Annotated in this window: 20 protein-coding genes and 1 pseudogene; 10 read left to right on the top strand and 11 right to left on the bottom strand. The window is 47.4% G+C overall.

The window, feature by feature from the left end; all coding sequences use genetic code 11:
- Window positions 1-677: 677 nt before the first annotated feature.
- Window positions 678-872, bottom strand: coding sequence for a hypothetical protein (locus GJ688_RS17200; RefSeq protein ID WP_155477755.1), 195 nt, complete (start codon window positions 870-872; stop codon window positions 678-680).
- A 245-nt stretch (window positions 873-1117) separates the two neighbouring features.
- Here GJ688_RS17200 and GJ688_RS17195 point away from each other — a divergent pair, with 245 nt between their 5' ends.
- The 4 genes and pseudogenes from GJ688_RS17195 to GJ688_RS17180 all read left to right on the top strand — a co-directional run bounded on the left by GJ688_RS17195 (window position 1118) and on the right by GJ688_RS17180 (window position 3104).
- Entirely contained in the window at window positions 1118-1297 is a 180-nt protein-coding gene (locus tag GJ688_RS17195; protein WP_155477754.1) for a hypothetical protein, read from the top strand.
- Window positions 1282-2040 carry an IS110 family transposase gene (locus tag GJ688_RS21600; protein WP_407928963.1) on the top strand — a complete coding sequence of 253 codons (759 nt, stop codon included), beginning with the start codon at window positions 1282-1284 and terminating at the stop codon, window positions 2038-2040. The genes GJ688_RS17195 and GJ688_RS21600 overlap by 16 nt, the downstream gene beginning before the upstream one ends.
- Window positions 2021-2431: pseudogene (locus GJ688_RS20845) on the top strand (transposase); the annotation flags it as partial. The gene GJ688_RS21600 and the pseudogene GJ688_RS20845, both read left to right, overlap by 20 nt.
- Before the next feature lie 442 nt (window positions 2432-2873).
- Window positions 2874-3104 carry a hypothetical protein gene (locus GJ688_RS17180; protein WP_155477751.1) on the top strand — a complete coding sequence of 77 codons (231 nt, stop codon included), beginning with the start codon at window positions 2874-2876 and terminating at the stop codon, window positions 3102-3104.
- Between the two features lie 346 nt (window positions 3105-3450).
- On the opposite strand, the gene GJ688_RS17175 is transcribed toward GJ688_RS17180, so the two are convergent.
- From GJ688_RS17175 to GJ688_RS20445, 5 genes are all read right to left on the bottom strand, one after another.
- Window positions 3451-3777, bottom strand: a complete 327-nt coding sequence (locus tag GJ688_RS17175; RefSeq protein WP_155477750.1) for a hypothetical protein — start codon at window positions 3775-3777, stop codon at window positions 3451-3453.
- 67 nt (window positions 3778-3844) lie between these two features.
- Complete coding sequence (locus GJ688_RS17170) at window positions 3845-4978, bottom strand: glycosyltransferase family 2 protein (protein WP_235911066.1); 1134 nt, start codon at window positions 4976-4978, stop codon at window positions 3845-3847.
- A gap of 226 nt (window positions 4979-5204) precedes the next feature.
- Complete coding sequence (locus tag GJ688_RS17165) at window positions 5205-5492, bottom strand: hypothetical protein (RefSeq protein ID WP_207708835.1); 288 nt, start codon at window positions 5490-5492, stop codon at window positions 5205-5207.
- Window positions 5493-5555: 63 nt separating this feature from the next.
- A complete protein-coding gene (locus GJ688_RS17160; RefSeq protein WP_155477749.1) occupies window positions 5556-5906 on the bottom strand; it encodes a hypothetical protein in 351 nt (116 codons plus the stop codon).
- A 12-nt stretch (window positions 5907-5918) separates the two neighbouring features.
- A complete protein-coding gene (locus GJ688_RS20445; RefSeq protein ID WP_207708834.1) occupies window positions 5919-6572 on the bottom strand; it encodes a hypothetical protein in 654 nt (217 codons plus the stop codon).
- Window positions 6573-6696: 124 nt separating this feature from the next.
- Between GJ688_RS20445 and GJ688_RS17150 the strand changes: the two genes are divergently transcribed.
- Window positions 6697-6924, top strand: a complete 228-nt coding sequence (locus GJ688_RS17150) for a hypothetical protein (RefSeq protein WP_155477748.1) — start codon at window positions 6697-6699, stop codon at window positions 6922-6924.
- 143 nt (window positions 6925-7067) lie between these two features.
- On the opposite strand, the gene cydB is transcribed toward GJ688_RS17150, so the two are convergent.
- Both cydB and GJ688_RS17140 read right to left on the bottom strand, forming a co-directional pair.
- Window positions 7068-8117, bottom strand: a complete 1050-nt coding sequence (gene cydB / locus GJ688_RS17145) for a cytochrome d ubiquinol oxidase subunit II (RefSeq protein WP_155477747.1) — start codon at window positions 8115-8117, stop codon at window positions 7068-7070.
- Window positions 8114-9469 carry a cytochrome ubiquinol oxidase subunit I gene (locus tag GJ688_RS17140; protein ID WP_155477746.1) on the bottom strand — a complete coding sequence of 452 codons (1356 nt, stop codon included), beginning with the start codon at window positions 9467-9469 and terminating at the stop codon, window positions 8114-8116. The genes cydB and GJ688_RS17140 overlap by 4 nt, the downstream gene beginning before the upstream one ends.
- A gap of 280 nt (window positions 9470-9749) precedes the next feature.
- Here GJ688_RS17140 and GJ688_RS17135 point away from each other — a divergent pair, with 280 nt between their 5' ends.
- From GJ688_RS17135 to GJ688_RS17120, 4 genes are all read left to right on the top strand, one after another.
- A complete protein-coding gene (locus GJ688_RS17135) occupies window positions 9750-12392 on the top strand; it encodes a DUF3656 domain-containing U32 family peptidase (RefSeq protein WP_155477745.1) in 2643 nt (880 codons plus the stop codon).
- 15 nt (window positions 12393-12407) lie between these two features.
- Window positions 12408-14771, top strand: a complete 2364-nt coding sequence (locus tag GJ688_RS17130) for an endonuclease MutS2 (RefSeq protein ID WP_155477744.1) — start codon at window positions 12408-12410, stop codon at window positions 14769-14771.
- A 92-nt stretch (window positions 14772-14863) separates the two neighbouring features.
- Window positions 14864-15598: a VCBS repeat-containing protein gene (locus tag GJ688_RS17125; protein ID WP_155477743.1), complete on the top strand. Its 735-nt coding sequence runs from the start codon at window positions 14864-14866 to the stop codon at window positions 15596-15598.
- A 124-nt stretch (window positions 15599-15722) separates the two neighbouring features.
- On the top strand, window positions 15723-16223 hold the full coding sequence (locus tag GJ688_RS17120) for a hypothetical protein (protein WP_170292114.1): 501 nt from the start codon (window positions 15723-15725) through the stop codon (window positions 16221-16223).
- A 113-nt stretch (window positions 16224-16336) separates the two neighbouring features.
- Here GJ688_RS17120 and GJ688_RS17115 read toward each other — a convergent pair whose 3' ends face one another.
- From GJ688_RS17115 to GJ688_RS21095, 3 genes are all read right to left on the bottom strand, one after another.
- Window positions 16337-19126 carry a PAS domain S-box protein gene (locus GJ688_RS17115; RefSeq protein WP_155477741.1) on the bottom strand — a complete coding sequence of 930 codons (2790 nt, stop codon included), beginning with the start codon at window positions 19124-19126 and terminating at the stop codon, window positions 16337-16339.
- Between the two features lie 202 nt (window positions 19127-19328).
- Window positions 19329-19454 (bottom strand): hypothetical protein, encoded by a 126-nt coding sequence (locus tag GJ688_RS21100; protein WP_268892099.1) that lies wholly within the window; start codon window positions 19452-19454, stop codon window positions 19329-19331.
- Between the two features lie 32 nt (window positions 19455-19486).
- Window positions 19487-19609, bottom strand: coding sequence for a hypothetical protein (locus tag GJ688_RS21095; RefSeq protein ID WP_268892098.1), 123 nt, complete (start codon window positions 19607-19609; stop codon window positions 19487-19489).
- A 263-nt stretch (window positions 19610-19872) separates the two neighbouring features.
- Between GJ688_RS21095 and GJ688_RS17110 the strand changes: the two genes are divergently transcribed.
- Window positions 19873-21273 carry an FAD-binding oxidoreductase gene (locus tag GJ688_RS17110; protein WP_235911065.1) on the top strand — a complete coding sequence of 467 codons (1401 nt, stop codon included), beginning with the start codon at window positions 19873-19875 and terminating at the stop codon, window positions 21271-21273.
- Window positions 21274-21305 lie beyond the last annotated feature (32 nt).

Here is a 21305-nt window from a genome sequence, read left to right as displayed (position 1 = left end):
CGAATCAGAGGATGTTTTTCGCCTTTATCCCTGAAAAATCAAGGCTTTATGTCATTTTTCTTACTGCGAAACTTGAGTAAGTAAGTAAGTAGATGATAGGAATCAGCGTTTAGTCGAAAGGGAACAGTGAAGGAACTACAGGAACGAGCTTATATTTGTACCCCATAGGCCTACGGTTGTACCGAAACTTTCCACGAATGTGACTGATACCGCTACAAAAGAGCCAAATAAAAGGAGTTCCATAAGCCGTTTTTTGTCTATGAGTTTCCACCAAACGACGTAGGTCCCGACTAATATCGCTAATAAAAACCACCGATTGAAAGAAAATAATTCATTAGAAAGATACCTACTAATCACTAATTGTCCGAGTGTTTCTCTTGTCTGTTGAATTATCTCAAAGTTGTCCAAGTAGTTCCCTCGATTCGAATTATAGTCGAATTCTAGTTTGCCCAATAATACGTTAAGAATTCAACCGTTCCACCCACAACTACCAAGATGCTTTGACCAAAACTAAAAATAAAGCGTGTGCAGTTTCGACTGCCGCACGCTTAAAAATTAGTTTATCGCTTAGTAGGACCAAATTCCAAGCCAAAACCGGGTCGAGGATGGTTATAAGGCTAATTAATGTAGTCAAAGCCTAAACGTTATTTCCGATATATCTACCCGTATTAATCTAATCAGTGAACTAAATTGGTTATTTTACCGTTTGTAGAATCGAGCTTAGTATCGTTTCCCTCAATGTTGCGTAATTCTTCATTATTTATTGAGAGACTGCAGCCGCCATTTTGATCACATTGTTGTTTACGACTGCGAATACGTGTTGATGTTTTTTTTCCGTCTTCTTTTTTGTATAAACAGTTTGCATTTGACATAATTCCTCCTCAAGATTTTGTACAATATACCATATGTTTTTTTGAGTAAAATCGTTATTAAACCTAGATAGGCAAGTGCGTATTAACGAAATTCAAAAAATAGGAGTAAGATAATAAGAATCCACATGAAAGGAGCATTCCTGTAATGAATAAATTGGCGCTTTGAAAAAGAAAGCACCCCCTGATAACATACGAGGTGTTCCAAAGCTGCAGCGCTTGGACCCTTAAATATCAGGAGGTGCACCATGAATTATACACAAAAGAGTCGAATTGAGCAAATCACAGACAGCACGTTAATTGTTGGAATTGATGTAGCCAAAGAAACTCACGTTGCACGTGCACAGGATCACCGAGGCATTGAGCTCGGCAGACGACTGATCTTTGCAGCAACCATAGGGGATTTGAAGCACTGCATAAGTGGATAAAAGAACTCCAACGCAGTTATACCAAAACAATAGCAGTTGTAGGCATGGAACCGACCGGCCACTACTGGCTTACAATGACTCACTACCTACTTCAAAAAGAGATAAAAGCGGTCGTTGTCAATCCGGCTCATGTGAAAAAGAGCAAAGAATTCGACGACAATTCACCGACCAAAAACGATATAAAAGACGCTCGAGTCATAGCGCAACTGGTCAAGGACGGTCGTTACTCAGAGCCAAACATTTTGACCGGTAAATATGCCGAACTACGAGTCGCGATGGTACAGCGAGAACGGCTGATGCGAAGCCTGATCGAAACGAAGAACCAAGTGCATAACTGGTTGGACCGCTATTTTCCGGAATACCCTACCGTGTTTAAGGACTGGGAAGGCAAGGCGTCAATGATAACGCTAAAAAACTTCCCACTACCTCAAGACGTAGTTAACCTCGGAATGGAGGGCATAGTGACCCAGTGGAAAAACGAGGTCAAACGTGCGGTAGGTGCAAAACGAGCAATAAAGTTAGTAGAAGCAGCCAGCACATCCGTAGGGATATCGCTGGGCCAGACGATGGCACGACGAGAAATCGAAATGCTATTAGAGCAATACTTTCTACTCACAAAGCAGTTAGATGAGTTAGCGCATGATGTAGTAACCATACTTGAAGAAATTCCTGGTGCCGTACAAATGCTGGCCATCCCGGGATTGGGCTGGATCACGGTTGCTGGTGGTGCTTCATTCCGATAACGGAAGCCCCATGAAGGCATCTTCATTCCTTGTTCTGCTCGAAAAGTTGGGCGTCAGTTCATCCTTCTCAAGGCCTCGTGTCAGTAACGACAACCCGTATTCTGAGTCGTTATTCAGAACCTGCAAGTACCGTCCAGACTACCCGTATAAAGGATTTGGAACCCTACAAGATGCCCGGAAGTGGATGAGTCAGTTTGTCTATTGGTATAACGAAAAGCACCGGCACAGCGGTTTGCAATTTGTTACACCTCGACAACGTCATGAAGGAAGTGCCTTGGTGATCCTGGAGAAACGCCGCAAGGTGTACGTAGAAGCTCGGAGCCGTCATCCCGAACGTTGGGCGAGAGGAACCCGAAACTGGGCCTTGAGTGATAAAGTGGCCCTAAATCCGATAAAAGAAGATCACAGGCGGATTCCCGAGGGAGGGGGCTGGTTCTTAAAACGGATGCGCAGCAACCCGGCAGCCGCCGCTTACGGTCGGAGCGAAGCGAAGAGTCTTGACGAATGTGCTAGACTGAGCAAAGCCGACCAGAGCTAATGTTACACAGGCGTATGTCCGTCGGTCGGGGTGATTTATTCACAGCACATTTGTCAAGACCGGCGGTTGCATATAGATTTAAGTTTACATAGGTCCATGCGACAACTATCTTGACAAACATCGTCTTGGTCCCAAACCAAGCACGCTACCAAAGGTTAGGGATTCATAGGGCTGTACACCTAGTCTAACCCCGTCACCCCGCACCGTCAATGGTTTCTCCAGTTAAACCCACTGGCATTATAATAGCGTGAAGGTGTCTCCGTGGCGTCATTCCACACCCTACCCCCAAGGGGGGATGGTCGGGCCGGAAAAAGCGACTCAAATGGATATCTCACAGTTCAAAAAGTACTCTGGTAAAACCTTCAAACCTCGAACTGTCGCACTAACCTTCAGCCAGCTACGTGCCATCTATCCTTTCTTTCCTTTCTTCATGACTCAAGGTTTCATCCCCGATAATCCGGTAGAGTTTATCGATCCCGTCCCAACCCCACCGCCTACCCCCAAGTGGCTCACTCGTAACGATTAAACTGCGCTGATTCAGTCTCTCATTAAAATACGGAAGGGGCTATATCGAAAAGGGGAGGAGGGCACATTTTAAGACGCTTTTGTACAGCAATAGAAATGGACTGTGTTTTAGGCTATGAAATGAGGTCGACTGGCGAATACCAGCTTTGACCAGCAGCTTTTGGAATGCCAAACCCCGATAATAGGGTAGGCTAGCCGTTTTGCCTTAAACACAAAATTATTTATGAACTCATAATTTATGTAGTAAATTATTGTAGATGAAAGGGGCTTATGACGAATGTCATATCCCACCTCGCAAAAGAGACCTATCCTTACCAAAAGAAGGATAGGTCCCTTTTTATCTTAATTTAACATTTATCGTGATGGTGTTGTTGTTCGCAATTTTCAAGAATATCTTCTAGTTTAAACTGAAGCAACATTTGGGTTTTAATAACATTTTGCAAAGTCTTATTGACCCCACGATTTATCGAGAGTAACCCGCTAATGGATATTCCAGATACAGTTACACCATTGGAAAGAGTACCTAATACGGCTTGAATCTTTTCACCTTCAGCATTGATAATGTGTGCTAAACCTAGTTCTTCAAAAGCGATGGAAGCTAATAGCAGATTGCATACTTGACCTCGGTTCAGACTAATGGATGGGGTTATCGTGGGGATTGAGGGAAATGACATTTTTGTTCCTCCTTTATACTGGTTTAATTTTACTATACGTGATAAAAAGTAATTTGCTACAATTGATCTAACTACTATTTTGAAGATGAACTGCTGCGAGCAGCTTATTAAGGGCTTCGCTAGCGGGAACAAAATTGTTTGAAAGTTTCACTGACTGAAGATAAGCCCCTACAGCTTCATCTTCTCTATCTAACGCTTCTAAACAAAGTCCCTTATAATACCAAGCTTTAAAGCTGCCTAAGCCTCTCAGGCTCAGATAGTTAAGGTTGTTTTCTCCCAGTTCTATACATTCTTCAAAGGCCTTTAGAGCGTCAGGAATCATTTTTTTACAATAAAGAATGACTCCCATATAAAATTTTAGGTCAACATAATCAGGGAACATTTTAACTGCCGATTGAATGCTGGGCCATGCTCCCTCCCAACTCCCAGTTTCAATCAGAATCGAATACTTCAGACTATAAAGCATCGAGGGAGGGGGAATTACACCTTGATTTAAAAACTGTACGATCGATAGGTTCACCTGTTCGAAGGCTTCTTTAAGATCTCTTCCTCGGTAATACTCCGTCGCTAAATAATAATGGGCCCAAGGGTTATTGTCACTTTCTTCCAATTCTTTTAATAACAGATTAACGTTTCTCTTGTATTTCTGTTTATCGTGGATCCTATTGTTGATATAGCCATAATGATAGATTTTTAGGTCCATAAAGCCTACACGATTCTGCGCATAAGCAACTGAAAGATTAAGCCATTCATGAATCTTGTTTTCAAAGCGAAACCCTTTTTGGTTTCTAAAAATTCGAGGTTGTGCGATTTGAGCAGTCTGATCCAAATCAATCTGATCACCATAGAAGTTAATCAGGGGAACGGAGAAAGCATCATATTCCTCAAAGAGTGAGTGATCTAAAAATATATCTTTATCCTCCAAAAACACCTCTTCATCTGCGTCCAACCAAAGTATCCATTCGCCGGAAACTTTGTCCAAACCAAAGTTGCGAGCTTCAGCAAAATGATCATTCCAAGGATATAAATACACTTGGGCATTATAGGAACGACAAATCTCTATTGTTCGGTCGAATGATCCCGTGTCCACTATCACGATTTCGTCGACTAGATCTTTCACGCTATCTAAACATCGCTTGATACAGTTTTCTTCATCCCTAACGATCATCGCTAAAGATATTTTTTGTTTCCCTGTTCTCAAAAGGAAGACCTCCTAAGATCCAACCTCTTTGAAGGGCCAGCTTACCTGTACAGGATATGTTTCTTGACAAAAAACGTGTTCTCAATCCCCTGGAAAGATCTTCTTGAACAAAACCGAATATTTTAATAAACACCGTAAACTAGATTACATAAATTCATTTGGATAAAAAAATAACGACACCTGCGCTAGAGGCAGATGCCGTTATCGTCTTTTTGCTGAAAAGGGATTAGGGGTGCGGGTGGGGATGTGTACTATTCGGAAGCGTAAGCGTCGATTCCAGCTTAAACTGAAGTATCATCTCTTTTTTGATGAGTAAACGTAATACCGAAGCGACTGAGGCATCAATAGCTATTAAATCATCCAGCTTATGTTCACAGGTAAGTGCTTTTTGAATTTTTTCCCCTTCGGCGTTAAGAATATGGGCAATGGCGACTTCTTCAAGGGCTATAGAGTGAAGCAGTTCAGCCTTGGCCTCAGGCAGAGTTGGGATCGGCATGATCACGGGAGCAGTCAAGGAAAATCCCTCCTTTTTATTATTGCTCTAAAGAGTATGGGGGAGGAAAGGGAAACTTGACTTCTAGAAGAATGGTGTTTTTTCCCATTCTTTACGAACGATTTTCCCAGTGAATCGAGATTTTATCAGACGTTCCTTATGTGAAACAGGAGTTACGGTTGGAGTAGCTGAACTCGGGGGAGCTTTCGGAGGGAGCCCTTCGATGTTTAGGGTGATGGTAAATATGTTCTTACGTGTCTCTATCAATAAGTAAAGATGATCAAAATTCTGAAGGATTTCTTGTTGAACTTCCTCAGATGCTCCCGCCTGCACGAGGGCTGTATGCATAGTCTGTTCCAGACTTTTTATAGCTACTCGGAGAAGAGTTTGAGAATCATAAAAGGATTTCATAGCGGGAGTTGCAGCTTTCACCATACACTTCTCACCTTAACGACGTTTTTTTCTTCGAAGCAATTTATTTTTCATTTCTGATGGGGGCGTAGACGGATTGCCGGGTTTCACGCTTGTACCTGAATAATGGACGGGATAAGTGGAAGAAATATTTCTGCTTTCATGGGAAGGGTAGTTTTCCGGTTGAGAAGCTTCAGCTATATAGGAAGGTGCCGTTTTTCGATGATTACTCGAGGGAGGCTTCGGAGAATAGTTCGTCGGGGATACTTCCGCAACATCGCCGTGATAGTGATTTAAGTATAGGTGAGGCGGCACGGGAGGCCGGTAAGGGGGCTGTGAATCCATCGGTGCTCCCGGTGGTGGGCAGGGAGGCCTTTTTTTCGGTCGCTTTTTGAAATAGGGACAGCGCCCTCTAGGAGAGCAAGGGGAAGGGGACGATGCGAGTACCAACTCCAGCTTAAACTGGAGTAGCATTTCCTTTTTCACCACGATCATCATCAGATCACGAACGCTTTTATTCAGTGCAGTTAGTTCCGGAATGGAAATATTATCTGTACTAATGGCATTTTGCACCTTATGGGCTTCGGCATTGATGAGATGAGCTAATGCCGTTTCCTCCAGCGCGATGGATTCGATAATATCGTTGATCGCCTCTTCGCGTGTACGCTCCGGTATGTTCGGTGCACTCATTGGTACAATCCCCTCCTTGACTTGTCTAATCATATTCGCTGATAGACGGGGACATGCGCATAGAAGAAGGAGAAAGTTGCCTTTAGAATCGGGATCGTCTTATCGCTCATACTAACGGGGGGAGGTGAGTCAGATCGGAGAAATAGACCGTAGAGAATCACCCGTTCCTGTTGAAAAACTCGGAGCTGTGATCGAAGAGACAGAAGGGTTTCCCGATAAACATGTGGGTGCCTTGGAGAGAGCCAATAAAGATTTTCTACCACAGTCGCTGCATCCATTTACACCAGCCAACAACGAAATGACCTTGAAGCGAAACAGGCCCGATGAAGATTCATACCATGCCAAACAGTAGTTATCGAAGCAAGCGAAGAAAGGGAAGCCCCGCTACTCCGGAGTCTGGAGTGGCAGGGCTTCCCAGTGAAAAGATATTTCGACACCAAGTAAGACTAACGGCATTCAAACAATAACGTACAGCATCCAATCCAAAGGGGATGCCTACATATTCGAAAAAGACTTCGACGAGTTACCGCCTTTAACGGCTACCCCTTTGTTTGACTTCAAGAAAGTGCGATAAATATAACCCGTATAGGTGAGAACGATCGGCAGGCCGATGAGCGCTAAGATAAGCATTACCGTCAAGGTCCGCTCCGATGAAGACGCGTTAAAGACCGTTAAGCTGTTCGACAAGTCATTGCTAGCGGGGACAATGTAAGGGAATAGGCTTGCCCCGATCGTTCCCCAGAGCCCAGCGATCGTCAAGCTGGAGGCCACGAAAGGGGTTATTGGTTTTCCTTTACCGAGAGCAACAGGTAGATAAACTAAGCCTGCGATCACTGTCAGAGGGAGAATGAAGAGTAAAGGCATGTCAAAAAAGTTGCTAAAGAGCCGTGGTGTAGCCATGAAGCTCCAGACCGTTCCGATGATATAAAAGAGTACCAGCCCCATCCAGACGGTTCGGGCCCAGCGGCGAGTCTTCTCTTTCAGGGCACCGTCGGTCTGGGCGTAGAGGAAAGTGGCTCCGTGAAGGGCGAACATAGAACAACTCAGCAGTCCCAGGACAAGGGAATAGGGATTCAAGAGGCCGAAGAAATCTCCGATGAAATTCGCCTTGGCATCAAGGGGAACTCCCCGTAAGATATTGCCCATGGCAACGCCGAAGAGGATGGAAGGAAGCAGGCTGCCGATGCCGAAGCCGATATCCCACCACTTGCGCCATCCCGGCGATTCAAGCTGGTGTTGAAACTCAAGAGAAACAGCGCGGAATATCAGGGCGAAGAGGACGAGCATTAAGGCCAGGTAGAATCCGCTGAAGACGGTGGCGTAGACCATCGGGAAGGCGGCAAAGATGGCACCGCCGCCCGTGAGCAGCCAAACCTGATTGCTGTCCCAGAACGGTCCGATGGAGTAGATCATGCGTTCCCGCTCTTTCGGGTCTTTGGTGAAGAGATAGAGGCTGCCAACTCCCAGGTCAAAGCCGTCCAGCAAGGTGTAACCGAGGAGCAGAACGCCCACAAGGACAAACCAGATGCTTTGCAACGTTGTCATAGACTCACCCCCGTTCCGGAGACATTACGAATGACACCTGTATTCGGTTCTTCCGGGCCAGCGGCCAATTTTTTGCGCAGTAAGAAAAACCAAGCCACAAAGAGCAGGATATAGATCGCGACAAAGAGAATGATGGAAGTAAGGATTTGCCAAGCGGGAACGGTAAAGGAAATTCCATCGACCGTTTTCAAGAGTTTATAGACGATCCAAGGCTGCCGGCCTACTTCAGCGGCGATCCAACCGACTTCATTAGCGATAAAAGGCAGCGGGATGGACCAGAGAGCAATCGTCAAAAAATTCCGGTTTGTCCAGAGGGTATCCTTTTTCCAGAGCCATAAACCCCAAAGGGTGAAGAGGATGAAGAAAGTACCTAAGCCGACCATCAGGTGGAAAGATAGGAAAGGCATAAGCACGGGGGGACGTTCATCTTCGGGAAAAGCGTGTAAGCCCTTCACTTCTGCTTCAGGGTCGTCATGAGCCAACAGGCTCAACGCTTTGGGGATGCCGATGCGAAAGTGGGTAACGCCAGCCTTTTCGTCAGGGATTCCGAAAATAAGCAGAGGGGCTTCTTTTTCCGATTCAAAAAGCCCTTCCAGGGCAGCCAGTTTTTCCGGCTGCGTTTCAGCGACCTGAACGGAATGCATATGTCCAAAATAGAGTTGAACGAGCGAGGCTGCGAGAGCGACAATGAGGGCATATTTCATAGATCCTTTGGCAAAATCGAGATGCCTCTGCCGAAGTAAATAGTATGCACTGATCCCCATAACAAAGAATGCGCCGGTAATGAGTGCACCGTCAACCGTATGCAAATAGCGAGGAACAGTAGAGGGATTCATAATGGCTGCCCAGAAATCGGTCAGTTCAGCCCGTCCGTTGATAATGTGATAAGCGGTAGGTGTTTGCTGCCAAGAGTTGGCGATGATGATCCATAAAGCCGACAGGGTAGAACCGACAGCCACCATCAGCGAGGAAAACCAGTACATTTTCTTCGAAACGCGGTTGGCGCCCCAGATCAATACGCCCATAAAGGCCGATTCAAGGAAAAATGCAAAAATGCCCTCCGCTGCCAAAGGCCCTCCGAAAATGTCTCCGACAAAACGGGAATATTCAGACCAGTTGGTGCCGAACTGAAATTCCATGGTGATGCCCGTAGCCACACCGACGACAAAAGAGATGGCGAACAGTTTTAACCAGAACCGGGACATCCGGGCGTACAACTCGTCGCCGGAACGCAAATACTTCGTTTGCATGATAAAAATGAGCCAAGCCATGCCGATGGTGAGCGGAGGAAAAATGAAGTGAAACCCCGCCGTCAAGGCAAACTGGATGCGGGACAAGAGAACTACGTCCATCGTGTAACCTCCTTTTGAATGTTTTGAGTAGCGTGGAGACTGAAGTTTTCCGAGACGTCGGAGCAAGTTTATGCATAAAGGCGGAAGACCGCCGAGATGCCATAAGAAAAAAGCCTTTGTGATTATAATTATAAATTATAAATGCGAATATTTCAATAATAATAATAATCAGTATTGCAAACATGTTTAATATATCTAAACAGGTATCGCATCAACTTTGCCGCAAGAAAAGCAAATTTGATATAATGGGACAAGTATTATAGAAATAGGAGGTCGGCTTGTGACAGCTTTGCCAGAACTCTTGGCGCCGGCCGGATCGATGGAAGCGCTGCGAGCAGCCGTAGAAAACGGTGCTGACGCAGTATACTTGAGCGGAAAAAAATTTGGCGCACGTCAATATGCCGCCAACTTTGACATGAACGAGATGGGTGAGGCTGTGACCTACGCCCACCAACGCAATGCACGTATATATGTGACGATCAACACCTTATTAGATGACGCTGAACTGGACGGGCTTCCCCAATACGCACGAAACCTCTATGAAATCGGCGTCGACGCCGTCATCGTTCAAGACCTGGGCGTGTTGCGGGTCATTCAGAACCTGCTGCCTCAGTGGGAGATCCATGCCAGCACGCAGATGACTGTAAGCAATACCGAAGGAGCCCGCCTACTGGCGGCACAAGGTGTTCACCGGGTCGTGCCGGCTCGGGAACTGACTTTACAAGACATCACGGAACTGTGCCAAGTCCCCGGGTTGGAAGTGGAGGTCTTTGTCCACGGTGCCCTTTGTATCGGTTATTCGGGGCAATGCCTCATGTCCAGCCTCATCGGTGGTCGCAGTGGAAACCGGGGGCGTTGCGCCCAGCCCTGTCGCCTCGGATATGGCATCGTCGACGCAAAGGGTCGGGAAATGGTATCGAAACAGGATGTGGGCCAACACCTCTTGAGCCCGAAAGATATTAAAACGATTGAACACCTGCCCGACCTGGTTCAAGCGGGCGTGCATTCATTGAAAATCGAAGGACGCATGAAAAAGCCCGAATATGTGGCCACCGTCGTCCGCCAATACCGGCAGGCTTTAGATCGGACGGCTGCGAAGGAACCTTTTGCCGTCGATCCCGAAGAGGAGCGGGCTTTGCGCCAGATCTTCAACCGGGATTTTGCGCCAGCCTATCTCTTGGGCAACCCTGGTCGGGATTTGATGAGCTACAAGCGGCCGAACAACCGGGGACTCTTTCTAGGGCGCGTAAAAAGCTACGACGCGAAACGACAGCAGGCCCGGATCGTCTTGGAAGAGGATTTAAACCTGGGCGATGAGATTGAGGCATGGGTCACCCGGGGTGGACGGGTCGCTACGACGGTAGAAAAGATATGGGTGAGCGGGCAAGAGCGGGAAAAAGCACTTGCCGGGGAAGATGTGACGGTTGAGTGGCGGGGCAACGTACGCAATGGCGACCGCATCTTCAAGATTCATGATGAGTTGCTGACGACACAGGCTCGGGAATCTTACCAGCGGCCCGGTGAAGGAAGGCGTAACCCTTTACAGGCCCATGTGTGGGCCACTTTCGGTCAGCCCGTTGTGATCGAGTTTCGCGACGCCGAAGGGCGCCTCGGTCGCGGCATGACTACTGACGCAGCTCAAGAAGCTCGAAACCGGCCCTTGACGATAGAGTCATTGACGGATCAATTGGGGCGCCTCGGCAACACCGCCTACCGCCTCGATCACGTCGAACTCGAAGGCGACGGAAAAGCGATGGTGCCGGTGAGCCAGTTAAATGAAGCTCGCCGTCAGGCGATTGCAGAATTAGAAAAACGCTGCAGTGAAGAAACCGGTCCGGTACGGATCGACGAAAATCAGTGGCAGGCAGGGTTAGCGCACCTGGGCTTGATTCGTAGGAGAGCAGAGAGGGCTGGCTGGTCGGAAAAGGCTTCTTTCGCCCTCTCTCAACGACCGAGAGCGAAGGAACGAAAAGGACAGGGACAGGATGAACCCTTGCTCACCCTAACGGTGGAGGGTTTAAATAATCTAAAAACGGCTCTGTCTGCCGGTATTGATGAAGTCTATCTCAGCACCGAAGGGTTTCGGCAGGGGCAGTCTTTTCGACCGGGTGAGGAAAAAACCGCTGTCAGCCTTTGCCGGGATGCCGGTATTCCTGTCGTTGTGGCGCTGCCTCGCGTATATAGGGCTGAGCATCGTCCTGCCGTCGAAGGGATCATCCGGCGTTGGTTTGAGGCGGGTGTTCGATCCTATCTGCTGCCCAACTTGGGCTATGTGGAAATGGTCAAAAACCTTCCTGAAAGCGACCGGATCGAGATCCGTGCCGACTATCCGCTTTGGGTCTTTAACGGTCAAGCAGCCCGGAGCCTTCTGGAATTGGGCGCTGCCACAGTGACATTAAGCCCTGAATTATCGTTGGAACAGATGCGCGCCATGAGTCGCTCCGGGCTTGCTCGGGCCGGTGTGACTATGGACCAAACGGAAATCGTCGTCCACGGTTCCCTCCCGATGATGGTGAGCGAATACTGTGCTACAGGCGCTCTCCTCGGCGGCCGCACTTTGGAGAAATCCTGTGATCATGCCTGCCAGCGTCATCAGGACCTCTACCTGATCGATCGACTTAACTTTCGTTTTCCCTTATATACGGACAGCTTCTGTCGAATGCATATTCTGAATCCGAAAGACCTATCCCTGCTGGAAAACCTTCCCGACTTATTAGCACTGGGTGTGAAGCGCCTGCGCATCGAGGGGCGGACGGAAGATGCCTCGTGGCTGAAGGCCCTTTTACCTGTTTACCGCAAGGCCTTACGGGCTGCCCAGGCAGGGAATTGGCATAACGATACGGTACAATCATGGATAAAAGACTTGGAAAGGGTTCATCCGCCGGGATATACAAAGGGACACCTGTTCCGGGGGGTTGAATAGAGGAGAGAACAGGGAATGAACGAACGGACACTTCGAAAACTGGAATTTGACCGCATCCTGTCTCAATTGGCCGGCTTCTGCGTCTCCGACATGGGAAAGGAACTGGCTGAAAGTTTGCTGCCCAAGCACAAGCTGTGGCAGGTACAGGAAGGGTTAAGTGAGACGACGGAGGCGAAGGAAGTCCTGCGCCTTCGTCCGAGCAACCCGATGGCTGCTTTTCACGATGTGCGACCATACCTTCGAAAAGCCGAGGTGGGCGGCATCTTAGAAGCGGGTGAACTGCAACAAGTGGCCCAGGCCTTACGCATCTCCCGGCAAGTTCGGGCCTTTTTATTGTCAGACGAAAAAAAGACAACGCCCATCCTGACAGCCTTAGCGGAAGGGTTGGGCGTCTACCGCGAGGCGGAAGACGAAATCAACCGCTGCATCATCGGTGAGGGCGAAGTGGCCGACGACGCGTCACCAGAACTGGCGCGCCTCCGCAGGGCCATGCGAACGATCCAAAACCGGGTCCGGGAAAAACTGGACGCCATCATCCGTAACCCGGACACGCAAAAATACCTGCAAGACGCCCTGATCACGGTCCGGGGCGATCGCTACGTCGTTCCGGTTCGATCCGAATACCGCAGCCACATCCCCGGCCTGATTCACGACCAGTCCGCATCGGGAGCTACCGTTTTTATCGAACCGATGGCTGTGGTGGAACTGAACAACGAACTGAAACGTCACCAGGCTGCCGAGCGGACGGAAGTGGTGAACATCCTGCGCGGGTTGTCCATGCTGGTGGCCCAGAACGCGGAAGACATCGCCGTCAGTTTGGAAGTGCTGGCACGGATCGACTTTATCTTCGCCAAAGCGAAACTATCCTGGAAAATGGACGCCGGCGAACCGGCCATCAACAGCCAGGGGAAACTCTCGATCCGGTTAGGGCGCCATCCGCTGATCCAGGGAAAGGTGGTTCCCGTCACCATCGAACTGGGCCATGCCTTCGATACGCTCGTCATCACCGGCCCGAACACAGGCGGCAAGACGGTCTCCTTAAAGACGGTGGGCCTTTTAACCCTCATGGCCCAGGCAGGCCTGCATGTACCGGCTGAACATGGCACGGAACTGTCGCTCTTTGATCAGATCTTCGTCGACATCGGCGATGAACAATCGATCGAACAAAGCCTGAGCACCTTCTCCTCCCATATGACGAACATCGTCACCGTCTTAGAGAAGGTAGGGCCTACCAGTTTAGTCCTGTTAGATGAACTGGGTGCCGGAACAGACCCGACAGAAGGGGCGGCCTTGGCTCAGTCCATTATGGAATACATCTTACAGAAGGGCGCCAAGACCATCGCCACGACCCATTATAGCGAATTGAAAGCCTTTGCCTATGCCCACCCTCGTGTCGAGAACGCCAGTGTCGAATTCGATCTGGAAACGCTGCGCCCCACCTACCGGTTGCTCATCGGCCGTCCAGGCCGATCGAACGCTTTTGAAATCGCCGCCCGGCTGGGTATCAAAGACGAAGTGGTGAAGCAAGCCCGGTCCTTGTTGAGTCAAGAAGAGCGCGATGTGGCCAACTTGATCGAACATCTCGAAGCCGATCAGGTGTCGGCGCAGCGGGATCGTGAGGAAGCAGATCGGCTCCGCCGGGAAGCAGAGGAACTGCGGCAGCAGCTCGAGGAGCGGGAAAGAACGATTCGGGAGAAAGAAGCGTCTTTACTGGATAAGGCCCGGGAAGAGGCTTACCATCTCGTCCGGCAGGCGAAGGATGAAAGCGATCAGATCCTTCGTTCTCTCCGGGAGGTTATGAACCGGGCGCCCGTCAAAGAAGAAATGGCCCGCGCTGAGAACGAGCGGCAACGATTGCGAGAGATGCAGGGAAAACTGGCTGAAGGTCGGATAAAAAAAGCCGTTGATGAGGAAGCAGCCATAAAGACAGTTAAAATCGGCCAGACCGTCTTCGTACCGCGGCTCAACCAAAAGGGTTCTGTACTATCGATGCCCAACGCCCATGGGGAACTGCAGATTCAAGCGGGGATCCTTAAACTGACGGTGAAGCTGAATGAACTGCGGGCGGCAAAAGAAGAGAAACAAAAATCAGGTGCCACTCAGTACGCGGCCATCGCTAGCGGTAAGGCGAAAGAGATGTCCAGGGAACTGGATTTTCGGGGCTGTACGGCTGACGAAGGCATTGAACTGGTCGGAAAATTCCTCGATGATGCCTACCTGGCTGGTATTTCGCCGGTAAACCTGATCCATGGGAAAGGCACTGGCGCCCTGCGGGCGGCCATCCGGTCCTACTTGCAGAAACATCCCTATGTGAAGTCTTTTCGGAGTGGCGAACATGGGGAAGGAGGCGTCGGGGTGACTGTGGTAGAGTTAAAATAGCCAGTAGTACTCAACGATGACAACTAAATTCTTGGCACATTTCTTCCCGGAATCATAGTTTATCTAAACGATGATTTACAGGGGGAGATGCAATGTTTCGCCAAGGCTATGGGGATGTTCTGGCGGCTCAAACCGGTAGAGTCGGCAATGTTCTTAGTTCACAGACGGGGGATGTCAATGGTGACCAAGTACCGGACTGGGTCTATTTGACTGGGAACTACCCCTATCCCGGTAGTCAATTTGTCGATAATATCACCCTGAACATCCAAGACGGCAGGACCATGATGACATACGCCATTCCCTTAAAAGCGAATGCAGGGTACAACCCGACTGTATTTCTAGGTGATTTTACGGGGGATCAAGTCAAGGATATTCAAATCAGTGTCGCCTCGGGCGGCTCTGGCGGAATCACCTATGAGTATGTTTATTCCTTTTTAAACAATCAAGGCCGTCAGTTATTTGATTTTGAGCAGTTCAATGAAGAGTACCGGTACGACGTGAATTATCTAGATAATTATCAAGTGGAAGTCATCAGTCGAAACTTGAACAAGTCCTACCGGATCGATATCCGTTACAAGGGCACGGAATATCTATCGGAGATTTATGATAAGAACGGAAAGTTAAAAGCTCCTATCCAAGGAGATGTGAACGGGATCGGCGGACTATATCCTGTTGATTTTGAGCGGGATGGAATCTATGAACTGTTGGCTTTCCAACGGATCATAGGACGTTACAATGCCGATGGTCTGGGATATATGATGAACGCGTTAAAGTGGAACGGGAGCGCTTTCGTTCCTTTTCAACAATGGGTTGGTATTTTTGGATGATTTAGTAATTAAATCGTAGAGTAACATTCGAAGTTTAAATATATATTGTTAATTCTTTTGCAGGATATTCCACCGCAAATATCGAATGTATTTGTAAACATTCACAATAAGGAGCCTAGTTTATATGCAAAACCAAAAAGAGCACATTTCCGAGATTAGTACTTTATGTCCATTGTACAATAATACCGAACCAGGAAAACCTTGTAAGTATGGTAGAGCTTCATCGGGGGTATGTCAGCACATTGAAGGGCTCTTCTACCCAGAGTTCTGTCCCATCGTGGCCCTTCAGTTAGAAGATCACGGTATCATGCCGGCCATGGTGAAACGTCGTCTCACCCGGTTTCGGGTAAAACTTGACCCGAATGCCATGCCGATCAAGACCAAAAGCGATTTTGTGATCACCGCAGATATGGTCCGTTCTATCATCCCGGAACCGAAGAGCCAACATCTTTCCCGGAGAAAAGACAACCCCAACGTTTTAGAGATCGCATCGCGGATGTATAGTGAAGCCAAAAAACTAGTCGACTTGTTAGCAGAAAAAGAAGAAAAAGAAATCGCCCTTGAGTTGACCAAAGCCATAAAGGATTATGAAACATGGATGTCTGATCAGAGCGGTAAAAAGTAAAAGGCTTGATACAGTCCAGCATACAAAATCACCATGGAAAAAGAGAGAAAAAAGAGTCCTACCTCACAGCGAGGTAGGACTCTTTTTTTTCGGGTGAATATCAGGTTGACTGATCAATTTCGATTATGAAACTGACTCAAAACCATGATGAACTCGTTATACATCTCTTCCATCTGGAGGAATAGGTTATTAAGATTGTCCAGCGTCTTGTTACGTCCGTACGATTCCATTTGTTCACAGAACTTTGCAAAGTGTAGGGCACCCAGACTCGCACTCCCTGATTTTAAAGCATGGGCCGCCTTTTCAATGCACTCCGGATCGGAGCGTTGTATAGCAACACTCAAACTGTTCATCAGTTGTTTTGATTCGTCTAGGTAAGTTTCAATTAAAGAAGGCAAAAAGGCATCGGTTTGGTTGTCTGTAAAAAGGGCAATTTCCCTCAATACATTCATGTCTATGACAGAAGAATCGTTTTCTAAAAAATTCCGGTCCTTAGAAGGGGAGGATGGTTTCTCGGAAAAAACCTGATTTTCCTTCGTACGTTGTTTTGGAAGCCAACGAGCTAAGACAGTAATCAGTTCTTCGATCATGATCGGCTTGCTGATATAATCATCCATTCCGGCACGGATGCACTTCTCCCGATCGCCCTGCATGGCCATGGCTGTCATGGCGATAATGGGGATATGTAGGTGCTGTGCGAATTCCCAATCACGAATGATCTGTGTTGTTTCAAAACCGTCCAACTCTGGCATTTGGCAGTCCATAAGAATAAGAGTGTATTCCTTCTCGGTGACGGCATGGATTGCCTCCATGCCGTTTTTCGCTACGTCTACCTGTAACCCGAGTTTGTTCAGCAGGGCGACAGCCAGCTTTTGGTTTGTCTCATGATCTTCAACGAGTAACAGAGGACGCTTGGTCTGCCAAAGAGGGTGGTTGTTTTTGTGGAGTAAGGAGATTTCGTCTGTCGGAAGGGTATTTTCAGCCCGAGGCGATTGGGAAGTGAGAAAAGAAACGGAAAACCAGAATGTTGAACCTTTTCCTATTTCACTGATAACCCCTATTTCTCCCTCCATGAGTTCAACGAGCTTTTTTGAAATCGCTAAGCCGAGACCAGTGCCCCCGAACATGCGTGACGTTGAGCTGTCGGCTTGAGCGAATGGGGTAAAAAGATAACCTAAGAGACCTTTTTCAATACCGATACCTGTGTCGGTAACTTCAAAACAGACCTTCATCCGGTCATTATCTTTTGATATCACGGTAACAGTGAGCGAAACTGTACCTGAGTTTGTAAATTTGATCGCATTACCTAGCAAGTTAAATATAACCTGCCGGAGACGACTCGGATCGCCCTGTAAGGTCTTGTCTATTTCCGGCGATATAGATAGAGACAAAACTAATCCCTTATCTTTTGCTTTATTCGTAAAAACTTTGATCACGCTTTGAATCGTCCTGTGTAAGTCGAAATCGATCGTCTCCAATTGCATTTTACCGGCTTCTACCTTCGAGTAATCCAAAATGTCATTGATTACATTCAAAAGAACTTCAGCCGATTCTTGAATGGCTTGGGCGTACTCATTTTGCTCTCGATTCAGTGGCGTATCTAACATGAGATCGTTCATACCTAAGATCCCATTCATCGGTGTTCGAATCTCATGACTCATCATCGCGAGAAAATTACTTTTCGCACGGCTGGCTTCTTCCGCTTTTTCCTTGGCTAACCGAAGTTCTTCTTCCGTCTGCTTTTTGTCTGTGATGTCCATAACCAATCCGTTCAGGAGGGTGATTCTGCCATCATCATCAAACAGCGGGATGATATGGACTCGAATCCAGCGAACTTCTCCGTCTCTTCTGATGATACGATTTTCCGTGTATACGGGTGCACCACCTAAAACATTGCTGTTTGCCTTTTCGCCGTTATGAATATCATCAGGGTGTATACAGTCAAACCAGAGTTGGGGATTTTCGATAAACGCTTCGGGCGGATATCCGTAAATCTTTTCGCATGCCGGTGAGATTTGGAGCACTCTACTGGAAAGAGGATCCATCGACCAGAAGACCAGATCCAGGCTGTCAAATATGCCTTTTAATTGTTGTTCGGTAGCTTTTAATTTGTTTTCTATAATCCGTTGTTCCGTAATATCCGAAAAAGTGGTTACTGCTGCATAGGGCTTGTCTGATTCTAGTCGGAACAAGGGTTCAGAGTTGATTCGAATCCACGTGAGCTTCCCGTCAGGCTTATAAAGTCCCATGATTACGTTACGGCAGGGGAGGCCTGTTTGTAGAGTGATCATGGAGGGATGCTCTTCGCCATGAAAAGTAGAACCATCTTCATGAATCGCTTTCCAACAGGGATCCATAGATGTACGGCCTTCCATCTCCGCGAAAGTAAGTCCAAGGATTTGTTCTGCAGCCCGGTTAGATCTGATGATAGCTCCTTCCCGGTCTTGCACGACGATTCCTTCCGCCATGACAGAGACGATCGTGCGAAAACTTTCCTCGTTATCCCGCAAAGCCGCTTCTGTCCGTTTCCAGTCGGTCACGTCAAAGATGATCGAATACAAAAAGGTGTGGTCTCGAATAAAAACGGGAGTCGAGTATACATCGACTTCTCTGATCTCACCGGAGGCTAAGCGGTGTTTAAAGTGAAAGATGTTTAGTTTTTTGCTGATCGCTCGTAACATTCCTTGGTTAATCTCGTCGTTATGCAATGTATTAATATCATAAATGAACTTATTGCAAAGGACTTCTCTTTCATACCCATAGAAATCACAAGCGGCGCGATTGGCGTCAACAATTCGCCCGTTTTGCGGATCAATCAGTAATGTTATGGCAAGATTGTTTTCAAAAAACTGATCATAACTCTCTTTGAGTTCCCTTAAGTGTGTTTTTTGCAAAAAATCCAAGGAAATCCACTTCCTTTAACGTGACACTTGTTGTATTTACACTGATTATACTTTATTTAGATAAAGTTGATAATCCTACGTTGACAATCCAAAATAGTAATATTTTCACCACCGAAAAATCCATCACTGAACCATTTCACAAATAGGAAAAAGCGTGGGCAGTTACATTCTTCCGCACGCTTCTGAACAAGAATTTATCTATTTAGAAAGAACCGTATCCAAATCCGAATCCGGTGCCTAGGATGGCAATGATGATGATCAAAATAGCTAGAGCGACAATGCTATTGCCGATATAGCCACCGGTCGTTCCACACCCGCATGCACCCATGGTTTTTTCCTCCTCTCAAAATGAGTTTATAATCAGGGATCACCGACTGCACCGAAACCAATGATGGCCGGATAAAATGCACCAATTACGATAAGGGCGATCACAAGCCCAACTACCGTTGGGAAACCGAAATATCCTCCACCTACAGCAGCCATTTAGGGTTCCTCCTTTCAAGTGGATTGTAGTTACCTACGATGCCATTTTATGGGTGGAAGTGGTCAGAGGTGACTCCTTCCTACGGAACTCGATCTTCGGCTTTGAAATGAGAAATGAAGGACGAGTTAGATAATGGAGGATGTTTCACAGAAGATGTTTTTCTGAAATAAGATAAGCTCAGGAAATAAATTCTTCTATTACTAAATAGCGCCTCCATAAAATCGTGAAAACGTATTTTTTCATTTCGTTGGGGGGAAGTTCATTGACCCAATATAACCGAATCACACCGGAGATCCTTAAACAGCTCATTTTCATCGTGGGAGCTAAGTATGTGATCATCGATCAGGAGCGGATGGGTCCTTATACTCATGATGAAACGGCAGACCCGGAATTAGCCCATCATCCCGAGGTGGTCCTGTTGCCGGAAAATACTCAACAGGTGGCTGAGATCGTAAAATTGGCGAATCATCATAAGCTACCGATCGTTCCAAGGGGTGCCGGTACGGGTCTCTCTGGTGGCATCGTTCCTAAGTTCGGTGGCATAGTCATCTCTTTAGAACGTTTTGACAAAATCATTGAAATCGACTCCGAAAATATGTTCATGACCGTAGAAGCAGGCGTAATCACGGAACGAGTTCAAGAAGCAGCAAATCGGGCGGGTTTTCTATATGCGGGAGATCCTTGCAGCGGTCATAGCTCGACGATAGGAGGCAATGTTGCCACCAATGCCGGTGGGAATAAGGTTTTGAAATACGGTTCTACCCGCAGGCAGGTATACGGTTTGGAAGTCGTTACTGCAGAAGGGGATATTGTGTTCCTGGGCGGTAAATGTATGAAAGATTCTACCGGATATAGTTTGCTGAACTTGATCATCGGCTCGGAAGGTACACTAGGTATTATTACGAAAGTCATCCTCAAGCTACAACCGCTGCCCAGCCACAGGGTGGATCTGTTGGCTATTTTTCCAGACCGGTCTTCGGCCATGCAAGCGGTTCCGCTAATCTTGCAAAAAGGGATCATCCCTGCGGCGCTGGAGTTCATGGATAATCGGGCTGTACAATGTTGTGAAGAGTATATTGGGGAAAAGTTACCCTATAGGAAAGATGCTTATTATCTGATCGTCACACTCGAAGGGGATGACGAAGGCTTTTTGGAGGGACAGATGGCTCTCATCGATGAGGTCTGTAGGGATAGCGGTGTGATCGAGATTTTAGCAGCTGATCCAAGGCGAATATGGAGGGCCCGGAGAGTATTCGCTGAAGCCAGCAGAGCCCGGAGCCCTGTCTATTCGGGGGAAGATTTGGTTGTGCCTCTTTCTGCTTTGGGGGTTATCATCAAATTTATCGTCGATAGAGGAGAAGAATATGGAGTGACCATCCATTGTGCCGGACATGCCGGCGATGGCAATGTGCATGCCCATATACTGAAAGACAGTATCAACGATGATAATTGGCGGCAAATCCTGCTGGCACTGCACGATCAGATATACAAAAAGGTCTATTCCCTGGGAGGAAAGTTGTCTGGAGAACATGGCATTGGTTATAAACGAGTAAAGTTATTGGAGGAGTTTTGTCATCCCGTGGAATTAAAAATGATGAAAGCGATCAAACAATGTCTAGATCCCAATTTAATCTTAAATCCGGGGAAAGTACTACAGTTCTGATTTCAAAATGAACCGCCCGTCTAGTGGGTACC

It is taken from the genome of Heliobacterium mobile (assembly GCF_009720735.1).
Classification (GTDB): Bacteria; Bacillota; Desulfitobacteriia; order Heliobacteriales; family Heliobacteriaceae; genus Heliobacterium; species Heliobacterium mobile.
This window is presented reverse-complemented; position numbering and strand designations above follow the sequence as displayed.

Excerpts from the sequence above, each read along its gene's own strand:
- GJ688_RS17200 (WP_155477755.1), bottom strand. The coding sequence starts at position 872 with ATGTCAAATGCAAACTGTTTATACAAAAAAGAAGACGGAAAAAAAACA.
- GJ688_RS17195 (WP_155477754.1), top strand. The coding sequence starts at position 1,118 with ATGAATTATACACAAAAGAGTCGAATTGAGCAAATCACAGACAGCACG.
- GJ688_RS17180 (WP_155477751.1), top strand. The coding sequence starts at position 2,874 with ATGGTCGGGCCGGAAAAAGCGACTCAAATGGATATCTCACAGTTCAAA.
- GJ688_RS17175 (WP_155477750.1), bottom strand. The coding sequence starts at position 3,777 with ATGTCATTTCCCTCAATCCCCACGATAACCCCATCCATTAGTCTGAAC.
- GJ688_RS17160 (WP_155477749.1), bottom strand. The coding sequence starts at position 5,906 with ATGGTGAAAGCTGCAACTCCCGCTATGAAATCCTTTTATGATTCTCAA.
- GJ688_RS20445 (WP_207708834.1), bottom strand. The coding sequence starts at position 6,572 with ATGAGTGCACCGAACATACCGGAGCGTACACGCGAAGAGGCGATCAAC.
- cydB (WP_155477747.1), bottom strand. The coding sequence starts at position 8,117 with ATGACAACGTTGCAAAGCATCTGGTTTGTCCTTGTGGGCGTTCTGCTC.
- GJ688_RS17140 (WP_155477746.1), bottom strand. The coding sequence starts at position 9,469 with ATGGACGTAGTTCTCTTGTCCCGCATCCAGTTTGCCTTGACGGCGGGG.
- GJ688_RS17130 (WP_155477744.1), top strand. The coding sequence starts at position 12,408 with ATGAACGAACGGACACTTCGAAAACTGGAATTTGACCGCATCCTGTCT.
- GJ688_RS17125 (WP_155477743.1), top strand. The coding sequence starts at position 14,864 with ATGTTTCGCCAAGGCTATGGGGATGTTCTGGCGGCTCAAACCGGTAGA.
- GJ688_RS17120 (WP_170292114.1), top strand. The coding sequence starts at position 15,723 with ATGCAAAACCAAAAAGAGCACATTTCCGAGATTAGTACTTTATGTCCA.
- GJ688_RS21100 (WP_268892099.1), bottom strand. The coding sequence starts at position 19,454 with ATGGGTGCATGCGGGTGTGGAACGACCGGTGGCTATATCGGCAATAGC.
- GJ688_RS21095 (WP_268892098.1), bottom strand. The coding sequence starts at position 19,609 with ATGGCTGCTGTAGGTGGAGGATATTTCGGTTTCCCAACGGTAGTTGGG.